The organism is Acidovorax sp. HMWF029, from assembly GCF_003060895.1.
GTDB lineage: Bacteria > Pseudomonadota > Gammaproteobacteria > Burkholderiales > Burkholderiaceae_C > Acidovorax.
In genome coordinates this window covers 3,882-13,394 of sequence record NZ_QAIH01000327.1, presented here as the reverse complement: position 1 = coordinate 13,394, position 9,513 = coordinate 3,882, and the positions used below count along the sequence as shown (strand labels likewise).

Genomic DNA, 9,513 nt, shown 5'->3' with positions numbered 1-9,513 from the left:
CCGTGAACTGCACCAGCCCGGCAGCCGCCAGCCCGGTGAGTGGCCAGGCCGCCACCATGCCCATCAGCAGTGCCAGCCGGGCGCGTTTTTGGTCGGATGTCATATGCACCTCCAGGGCGGGTTTGCAGCAAAACCCCATGTCAGCGGCCGCATTCAGAACTCCCGGCGCAACAGAATGGAAAAAACCCGCCGCTCGTAATCGGTAACGGGCAGCGTGGAGGCATTGCGCGTGAACTGCCACTGCGGCGTCACGCGCCAGCCGGGCGCAGGGGTCCAGTTCAAGCCCAGCGCCACCTGGGCTTGGCGGTCGGTGCGGGTCACGGCAAAAAACGGGTCTGGCCCGCCATAGCGCCGGTGCTCCCAGTCTGCGCTGGCAAACACCGCCCACTGCGGTGCCAGCGGCCACTGCCCACCCAGGCGCACGCCCCACAGGCGGTGGCCCAGCGGGTCGGCATCGCTGGCCTTGGGCTGCTCACGCCCTCCATAGAAGCCTACATAGGCCGATGTGCCGTTGCGAAACAGGTGCGAATACGAGGTGCCCAGCACGCTGCGCCGCACATTGCGCAGCTCCTGCGTGGGGTAGCGCACCTCCAGCACCTGCAAGAAGCTGCCCCATTGCCGAAAGCCGTCGATGCGGTAGATCCACTCGCCCAGCACACCGCCCATGGTGCGCAGCCGCGAACCGTCGAGTGCGTAGTACGAGCCCTGGCCCGAGACAATCACCTCGTGCCGCTCGGCCCGCCAGGCCATGCCCAGTGCGCCATCCAGGGCCATGTGGTCAAACCGGTCTGCTTGGCCCCCGTAGTGGCGCGTGGCAGCGAGCGCCGTGCCCACCAACGACCAGCGCGAATTGATCACCGCCCGGCCCCGCAGCCCCGCCTGCGCCACCACATAGTGGCCCGAGGTGGCCCGCGCCTCGGGCAGCAGAGCCCAGGGCGGCGTGCCCGGCACGGGGGACTGCAGCTCGCCCACCACGGGCGCGGCATTGGCGTTGGAGTCATGGCCCACGCCCAGCTCCACATAGCCCTTGATCGAGGAGTGGCCGCCGTACTCCGGGCGGTCGTATGAATACAGGAACTGGTCCAGGGTGTGCCCCGCGTCCACGGGGATCAGCAAAGCCTGCACCTGCGACGGCAGCGCCAGCACCCCGCGCCGGTCGCCCACGGCCTGCAGCGACTGCCCCAGCGCCACCTGGGCCGCCAGGTTGCCGGGGTCGGCCGCCAGCACGCGTTCGCGCGCCATGATGGCGCGGGTGTGCTGGCCTGCGGCATGGGCAGCCTCGCCCATGGCAGCGTCAAACACCGGGTCGCCTGCACGCCGGGCCTCGTGGGCGTCCAGCAATTGAAAAGCCTGCACGGCCTGCCCCTGGCGCACCAGGGCGGTGGCCTGCTGAACCACCTCGTCGGCCCACGCCACAGACGGCAGGCCCACGCCCAGCGCCGCAGCCAAGCACCATGGCAACGCGCGCCGTGACCAGAATCGAAGGTACATGACAGCCCCCTCTCAGAACCCGCTGACGGGCAAAGGCAATTTACTCCTGTTTACGCTTTTTGGGGCTCCTTGGGAACCCTGTTTGCAGCAATGCGCCACGCCAGTCGCGAGCCCCCCAGGCCCGCAGCTCCCACGGCCCAGAACAGGCCGCTGACCCCAATCACCGCCCCGGCCGAGCCAAACATCAGCGGCATCAGCACGCTGGAGGCGTTGATCGCCATCAGCCGCAGACCCAGCGCCTCGCCCTGGCGGTGCGAGGGCGTGATCTGGTGCAGCAGGCTCATCACCATGGGCTGCCCTGTGCCCAGCGCCAGGCCCAGCAGCACCGAGCACAGGCCCATGGCCCAGGCGCTGTGCAGCAGCGGGTACACCGCAAACAGCACAGCCGTGATCAGCATGGCCACAGCCATGACGGCCTGCTCGCGCAGACGCTTGGCAAAAAAGGGCATCAACACGCGGATCACAGTGGCCGCAATGGCAAACGCGCCAAAGATGGTGCCGATGACTGAGGCCGACAGCCCGCGCTCGTGCCCCAGCAGCGGCACGGCAAAGGCGTGCACATCCCAGCAGGAGGAAATCAGCCAATTGACGATGAGCAGGCGGCGAAACGGGGCGTCACCCAGCAGATCCCAGGCCCGCTGGGGACGGCCGTCCGGAGCGTTTGGCGCCGCAACGCTGGCAACCGGCAGGTCGGGCACACCCCGCACACAAAACCAGCTGAGCAGGGGCAGCAGGGCCAGCAGCGCAAAGGCTGCACGGTAGCCTTGCAGGCTGCCGGGCGTGTTACCCGCCAGGTCAATGGCCAGCCCGGCTGCAAACGGGCCGATGAAGTTGGATACCGCCGGGCCGATGGACAGCCAGCTGAACACCTGCTTGAGCTCGGTGGCATCGTGCACAGCGCGGCCCGCGTGGCGTTGCACCGCAATTGTGGCGGCGCCCGCCGCGGCGCCGGTCATCAGGGCTGCCACGCACAACACAGGGAAGGTGGGGAACACCACGGCCAGCCCCGCCCCCACACAGGCCACGGCGACCGAATAGCCCACGGGGCGCCTGAGTCCATGCCGGTCGGCGTAGCGGCCCGCAGGCAGGGCCAGGAACACCTGCGTGAGCGCAAACAGCGCCACCAGCAAACCCACGGCCGCTGCGCTGTAGCCCTCGCGCAGCGCCAGCAGCGGCGCGGCCAGGCGCATGCCCGCCATGCTGCCATGCACGCAGATCTGGCCAGCAATCAACCGGGCCAGCGTCCAGTTCACGACAGATCGTCCTCAGGGTCCAGCCCGGGCAGGGCCGCTGTGCGGGCTCCCGCCAAGGGTGCGCGGGGTACATCGGGCGCAGGCAATTCCTGCACATCGCGCAGCTTGCGCTGGATGGCGCGGGTACGCACGCCCACCTCGTCAAACTTCTTGGCGGCGGCGTCAATGGATTTCTTGGTGGCCTCGACCACGTCGCCAAACTTGGCGAACTCGGTCTTGACCATGCCCAGGAGGCTCCACACCTCGGACGAGCGTTTTTCAATCGCCAGCGTCTTGAAGCCCATCTGCAGGCTGTTGAGCATGGCGGCCAGGTTGGCAGGGCCAGTGATCATCACGCGGCATTCGTTTTGCACCGCCTCAACCAGGCCGGGGCGGCGCATCACCTCGGCAAAAAGCCCCTCGGTGGGCAGGTAGAGCACGGCGAAATCGGTGGTGTACGGGGGCGAGACGTATTTGGCAAAGATCTTTTTCGCCTCGAGCTTGATGGAGGTCTCGAACGCGTTGCCCGCCGACAGCACCGCCGCCTTGTCGGCTGCGTCCTGCGCGTCCATGAGGCGCTGGTACTGCTCCACGGGGTATTTGGAGTCGATGGGCAGCCACACCGGGTGCTCGTCATTCTTGCCCGGCAGACGGATCGCGAATTCGACCAGCTCATCGCTGCCCGGCACCGTCTTGACGTTGCGCGCGAACTGGTCGGGTGTGAGCACGTTGTCGATGATGGCGCCCAGCTGCATTTCGCCCCATGTGCCGCGCGTCTTCACGTTGGTCATCACACGCTTCAAGTCGCCCACGCTGCCCGCAAGGGTCTGCATCTCGCCCAGGCCTTTGTGCACCTGTTCCAGCCGGTCACTCACCAACTTGAAGGATTCGCCCAGGCGCTGCTCCAGCGTGGCGTGCAACTTTTCGTCCACGGTGCGGCGCATTTCCTCGAGTTTGGTAGCGTTGTCGGCCTGGATGGCGGCCAGACGCTCGTTGAGCGCGTTGCGCAGCTGCTCGGCGTTGTGCTGGCTGCCCTGCACCATTCCTGTGAGCTGCTGCGACACCGCATCCTGCAGCACTGAGAACTGGTTCCGGATCTGGTTGCCGTTGGCTTCGAGCTGGTCTTTGAGCGCGGTGGACACGGCCCCCAGCTGGGTCTGGATGTCGGTCTTGAGCGAGTCGAGCGTGCCACGCGTGGCTGCCGACAGCGCCTCGAAGCGCTCCTGGATGCGCTGCTCGAACAGCTGCGTGCTTTCGGCCAGCGCCTCGCGCGAGCGCTGGCTGTCTGACGCGAGCGACTGCGCGGTCTGCGTGAGTTCGGCACGGAAGGCGGCCAGCGCGTCAGACAGCTCTTTGCGCGCCAGGGCGGCCTCCGCCTGACCCTGGGCCAGACGCTGCTCCAGCTTGCCCTCAAACGCGCCAAACGCGGCCAGCAGCTCGGCCCGGCCGGTGCGGGACTCGCCCACGGCCTGGGCCAGCCGCTCGTCCACCGCGCCGCGCAGGGCCTCCAGCTGGTGCTGCGTGGCCTGGGTGAAGCCCGAGAGCTGCTGGGCCATCGCCTCCATGGCGCCGTCGTTGCGGGCCACGGCGAGTTGCGTGGCCTGGACGGTGGCCTCCAGCGACTGCAGGCGCGTCAGCCACTCGGCAGGCAGCTCCACACGTGGGCGGCGCAGCAGCACCGCAGCCAACAACACCACCGCAACGGCCCATGCGGCCAGCAAAACAAGCGTATCGGTAGTCAAGGTTTTACTATGATTTTGATAGCTACCACCGCTTACCCATCGCGCGGTGACGGCCAATTTCTTTCAAATCCTAGCGCAGCAGCCCCGCCTGGGGCTGGTTCACCGGGGTGAGTGGCCCGCGCCCGCCAAAGAAGGCGATCAGGTTGTCGGCCGCCAGGTTGGCCATGGCGCGGCGCGTGGGCACGGTGGCGCTTGCGATGTGGGGCGTGAGCACCACGTTGGGCACGGTCAGCAGATCGGGATGCACGCTGGGCTCGCCCTCGAACACATCCAGGCCCGCCGCTGCAATGCGCCGCTCGCGCAGGGCCACGGCCAGCGCCGCGTCGTCCACGATGCCGCCGCGCGCGATGTTGATGAGCGTAGCCGTGGGCTTCATCAGCCCCAGCTCGGCCGCGCCGATGGTGTGGTGCGATGCCGCCGTGTAGGGCACGACCAGCATCACATGGTCTGCGGTGCGCAGCAGCTCATCCTTGCCCACATAGGTGGCCTTGCATTCGGCCTCCAGCGCGGTCGATAGCCGCGAGCGGTTGTGATAGATCACCTTCATGCCAAAGCCGTGCGCGCCGCGCTTGGCAATGCCTTGGCCAATGCGGCCCATGCCGATGATGCCCAGCGTGCTGCCGTGGATGTCGCTGCCCGCGAACATGTCGTAGCTCCACTTGGTCCACTGGCCTGCGCGCAGGAAATGTTCACTCTCGGCCATGCGGCGGGCCGTGGCCATCAACAATGCAAAGCCGAAGTCGGCCGTGGTCTCGGTCAGCACGTCTGGCGTGTTGGTGCCCTGCACGCCTGCGGCGGTCATGGCGTCCACATCAAAGTTGTTGTAGCCCACGGCCATGTTGGCGCAGATCTTCAGGCGCGGCGCCGCCGCCAACAGCGCGGCATCGATGCGCTGGCTGCCGGTGGTCAGCACGCCGTCCTTGTCGGCCAGGCGCGCGGCCAGCTCGGCCGGGGTCCAGATCACGTCGTCTGGGTTGGCTTCGACGTCGAAATGCTCGCGCAAGCGGTCGACGATGTCAGGAAAGATCGCTCGCGCGACCAGGATGCGGGGTTTGCTCATATTGCTATTTCCAATCAATTGGGTGGAGATCACCGCAGGTAAAACGGGCATGCACCAATGCCAGGGCCGCCGAGCAAAGGCCGCCCTGCAGCGAGGGCGGAGTCCCCCTTCCCGCAGCGCGCAGCGATCCGAGAGAAAGGGGAAGCGGCGCAGCCGCTCAGGGGGATGTCCACTATCTGAACCAAATGAAAGTCATGACGACAAAGAGCGGCACCAGAATGCCCCCGGACCACAGCATGTAGCCAAAGAAGCTGGGCATCTTCACGCCCCGGTCTTCAGCAATGGCCTTGACCATGAGGTTGGGCGCGTTGCCGATGTAGGTGTTGGCCCCCATGAAAACGGCCCCTGCCGAAATGGCGGCCAGCGTGGGCGCCAGGGTGGTCATCAGCACGGCCGGGTCGCCACCTGCCGTGTTGAAGAACACGAGGTAGGTGGGGGCGTTGTCAAGGAAAGAGCTGAGCGCACCCGTGGCCCAGAAGTACATGGCCGGGTCGGGCGAACCATCGGGCCGCGTGACGGCCGCCACGATGGCGCCGAAGGGGCCGTTGACACCAGCCTTGAGCATGGCGATGACGGGGATGATGGTGAGGAAGATGCCCGCAAACAGCTTGGCAACTTCCTGCATGGGCCCCCAGCCGAACTGGTTGTCCTCGTGCACCTTCTTGGGGGTGAGCCACAGCGATGCCAGGGTCACGCAGATGAGGCCCACATCGCGCACGATGCCGGGCAGGCCGACCTCGGTGCCTGCGATGTTGAACACCACTGACGACTTCCAGAAGCCGCTGAGCAGCACCAGCGCAACGACGGCACCGAGCAGGGCAAAGTTGATCTTGCCATCAAAGCCGATCGAGCGGCTGTCGGGCGTGGGGTCGACCTTGAGCACTTCCTCGCGGTGGCGGTAGTACCAGGTGTCGAGCACGAAAAAGATGGCCAGCAGCGCGCCGATGAGGAAAAGCGTTTCCGGAAAGATGTGGCGCACCGTCCAGAAGAAGTCCACGCCCTTCAGAAAACCCAGGAACAGTGGCGGATCGCCCAATGGCGTGAGCGAGCCCCCGGCGTTGGACACGATGAAGATGAAGAACACCACCACATGCGCCACATGCTTGCGGTTGTCGTTGGCGCGGATCAGCGGGCGGATCAGCAGCATGGACGCGCCTGTCGTGCCCATGAAGCTCGCCAGTACCGCACCAATCGCCAGGATGGCGGTGTTGAGCCCCGGGCTGCCATGCAGGTTGCCCCGGATGAAGATACCGCCCGCCACCGTGAACAGCGCGGTGAGCAGGATCACGAACGGGATGTATTCGGCCAGCAGCGCATGCACCAGGCTCACACCCGCCACGCCCGGCCCGAAGGTGATGGCGAAAGGCACCAGAAAGGCCAGGCCCCAGGCCGCCGCGACCTTGCCGAAATGGTGGTGCCAGAAGATGGGCGCCAGCAGCGGCAAAAGCGCAATCGACAGCAGGATGCCTGCAAACGGCACACCCCAGAGGACCGACAGCGTGCTGCCATCGATGTCGGCCGCGATGGCCGTCCCGGGCAGTGCGGCCAGAAGACCGGAAAAAACCAGCCCGCGCGAAAGTTTCAAAGCTCTTGCCTCCATCCAGTTAAAAATTCGGGCGCCCTATTCCGGCACCCGCCCCGGCTAGACCGCAGCAGGAATTTCAAAGACCTGGCGCAGGTAGGCCAGGTACTTCTCGTCGTCGCACATGCCCTTGCCCGGCGTGTCGGACAGCTTGGCCACGGGTTGGTCGTTGCAGCGTGTCATCTTGATCACCACCTGCAGCGGCTCGTGCGCAGGAGGGCTGCCCAGGTCGTTCGTAAGATTGGTACCAATGCCAAAGGCCAGCTGGCAGCGGCCCCGGAACTGCTGGTACAGCTCAATGGTGCGCGGCACAGTGAGAGCGTCGCTGAAGATCAGCGTCTTGGTGAGCGGATCGACGCGGTTCTTGCGGTAGTGGTCCAGCAGGCGCTCGCCCCAGGCAAACGGGTCGCCGCTGTCGTGCCGCGCGCCGTCGAACAACTTGCAGAAGTACAGGTCGAAGTCGCGCAAAAAAGCGCTCATGCCATACACGTCAGACAGCGCAATGCCCAGGTCGCCCCGGTATTCCTTGGCCCACATCTCAAAGCCGAACACCTGGCTGTCGCGCAGACGCGGGCCCAGCGCCTGACAGGCCTGCAGGTATTCATGCGCCATGGTCCCGAGCGGCGTCACGCCCAGCTTCATCGCATAGAGCACGTTGCTGGTGCCGGCAAACTGGCCGGGCCCTGCCGGGGAGCCGGGGCGGCGGTCGCCCGTGCCCAGGCGGGCCACCAGCACGCGCAGCACTTCTTCATGCCAGGCGCGCGAGAAGCGGCGGCGGGTGCCGTAGTCGGCAATCTTGAGGTCGGCCAGGCCGTCGGCCTGAAGCTGTGTGATCTTGGTATCGAGGCGCCTGCGCCCCTCAGGGAAGTCGGGCACCTTCTGCGTGTTGCGAAAGTAGACCTCGTTGACGATAGCCAGCACCGGAATCTCGAACAGGATGGTGTGCAGCCAGGGCCCGCGGATGGAAATGTCGATCTCGCCGTTGTGCTGGGGCGTGACGGTGATGTACTTCTCGTTGAGCCGGAACAGCCCCAGAAAGTCCACGAAGTCGCTCTTGATGAAACGCAGCGAGCGCAAGTAGGCCAGTTCGGCGTCCTGGAAATGCAGGCTGCATAGCGACCGGATCTCGTCACGGATCTCGTTGGCAAACGGTGCCAGCTGCACGCCGGGGTTGCGGCACTTGAACTTGTACTCGACCTGCGCCCCCGGAAACTGGTGCAGCACCACCTGCATCATGGTGAACTTGTACAGGTCGGTATCGAGCAGGCTGGTGATGATCATGGACGGGGCGGGCGCAGGGTGGAGCCAGGGTGCGGGGAGCCGTTCAGCGGAGCCACAAAGTGTAGGCCATAGGCGGCCCCAGCGCCTGGCGCGCGCCGTGGCGTCAGCCAAGGTTCAGGCGCTGCGACCTGCTGCAGCCACTATCAAAGGTTCTCAGGCCACCTGCGCGCGCTGCTCATGGGTTGATTGCTATCAAATTGATTGCAACCGCACCGCAGCCGCACCGCAGCCGCAGCGCAACCCGTCAGACGGACACGACCAGAGCCTGCAGCACGGTGCGCAGCGCCTCGGGCACAGGCACCGGGCGGCGGGTTCCGCGGTCTACATACACATGGATGAAATGGCCGGCGGCAGCGGTGAGCGGCTCGCCCTGCGCAAACAGGCCCACTTCATAGCGCACGCTGGAGCCCCCCAGCCTGGCCACACGGATGCCCGCCTCCACAGTCTGCGGAAACGCCAACGGTGCAAAGTAGTTGCACTGGGTCTCGATCACCAGGCCGATGGTGCCGCCCGCATGGATGTCGAGCACGCCCTGGTCAATGAGGTGGGCGTTGACCGCCGTGTCGAACCAGCTGTAATACACGACGTTGTTCACATGGCCATACACATCGTTGTCAGCCCAGCGCGTGGTGATGGGGCGGAACACGCGGTAGGCGCTGCGCGGCTGGGGAGCCGGGCGTGCGGGTGTCGAAGATGCTGGGGACGGCGTGCTGGTGGCAGAAGTCATGGCCGCACATTCTGCCAGCGCTGGTGGTATTGCAGGGCCACGCGCCAGGTGGTGAGCTGGGCCTGGATCGTGTCTTCCAGATCGTTGCCGTAGCCCCCTGCCATAGCAAACACCAGCGGAATCCGCCGCTGCCAGGCCCAGTCGAACACGCGCCGGTCGCGCGCCTCCAGGCCGTCGTGGGTCACGGCCAGGCGCCCCAGGCGGTCGCCCTCGTGTGGGTCGGCACCGGCCAGGTAAAACACAAGACCGGGAGCGCAACGCTGCTCCAGCGCCACCAGGGCCTCGTCTAGCGCCTGCAGGTACTCATAGTCCCCGCAGCCATCCGGCAGTTCCACGTCCAGGTCCCCCGCCTCCTTGCGAAAGGGAAAGTTGCGCGCACCGTGCAGCGACAACGTGAA

Annotated in this window: 7 protein-coding genes and 1 pseudogene; all 8 read right to left on the bottom strand. The window is 66.2% G+C overall.

From position 1 onward, the window contains the following. Positions 1-153: 153 nt before the first annotated feature. Positions 154-1,491 carry a surface lipoprotein assembly modifier gene (locus tag DBR12_RS21430; RefSeq protein WP_108619069.1) on the bottom strand — a complete coding sequence of 446 codons (1,338 nt, stop codon included), beginning with the start codon at positions 1,489-1,491 and terminating at the stop codon, positions 154-156. Positions 1,492-1,541: 50 nt separating this feature from the next. Continuing rightward, entirely contained in the window at positions 1,542-2,744 is a 1,203-nt protein-coding gene (locus tag DBR12_RS21425) for an MFS transporter (RefSeq protein ID WP_108619068.1), read from the bottom strand. Beyond that, on the bottom strand, positions 2,741-4,465 hold the full coding sequence (rmuC, locus tag DBR12_RS21420; protein ID WP_108619067.1) for a DNA recombination protein RmuC: 1,725 nt from the start codon (positions 4,463-4,465) through the stop codon (positions 2,741-2,743). The genes DBR12_RS21425 and rmuC overlap by 4 nt, the downstream gene beginning before the upstream one ends. Positions 4,466-4,535: 70 nt before the next feature. Next, entirely contained in the window at positions 4,536-5,525 is a 990-nt protein-coding gene (locus tag DBR12_RS21415) for a D-glycerate dehydrogenase (RefSeq protein ID WP_108619066.1), read from the bottom strand. 172 nt (positions 5,526-5,697) lie between these two features. Next, positions 5,698-7,110, bottom strand: a complete 1,413-nt coding sequence (locus DBR12_RS21410) for a sodium:proton antiporter (protein ID WP_108619065.1) — start codon at positions 7,108-7,110, stop codon at positions 5,698-5,700. A gap of 57 nt (positions 7,111-7,167) precedes the next feature. Further along, on the bottom strand, positions 7,168-8,388 hold the full coding sequence (gene pncB / locus DBR12_RS21405; protein WP_108619064.1) for a nicotinate phosphoribosyltransferase: 1,221 nt from the start codon (positions 8,386-8,388) through the stop codon (positions 7,168-7,170). A gap of 244 nt (positions 8,389-8,632) precedes the next feature. Further along, entirely contained in the window at positions 8,633-9,115 is a 483-nt protein-coding gene (locus tag DBR12_RS21400; RefSeq protein ID WP_108619063.1) for a thioesterase family protein, read from the bottom strand. Continuing rightward, positions 9,112-9,513, bottom strand: a pseudogene (locus DBR12_RS23380) (histone deacetylase); the annotation flags it as partial. The gene DBR12_RS21400 and the pseudogene DBR12_RS23380, both read right to left, overlap by 4 nt.

Coding starts and splice junctions, on each gene's coding strand:
- DBR12_RS21430 (WP_108619069.1), bottom strand. CDS start 1,491: ATGTACCTTCGATTCTGGTCACGGCGCGCGTTGCCATGGTGCTTGGCT.
- DBR12_RS21415 (WP_108619066.1), bottom strand. CDS start 5,525: ATGAGCAAACCCCGCATCCTGGTCGCGCGAGCGATCTTTCCTGACATC.
- pncB (WP_108619064.1), bottom strand. CDS start 8,388: ATGATCATCACCAGCCTGCTCGATACCGACCTGTACAAGTTCACCATG.
- DBR12_RS21400 (WP_108619063.1), bottom strand. CDS start 9,115: ATGACTTCTGCCACCAGCACGCCGTCCCCAGCATCTTCGACACCCGCA.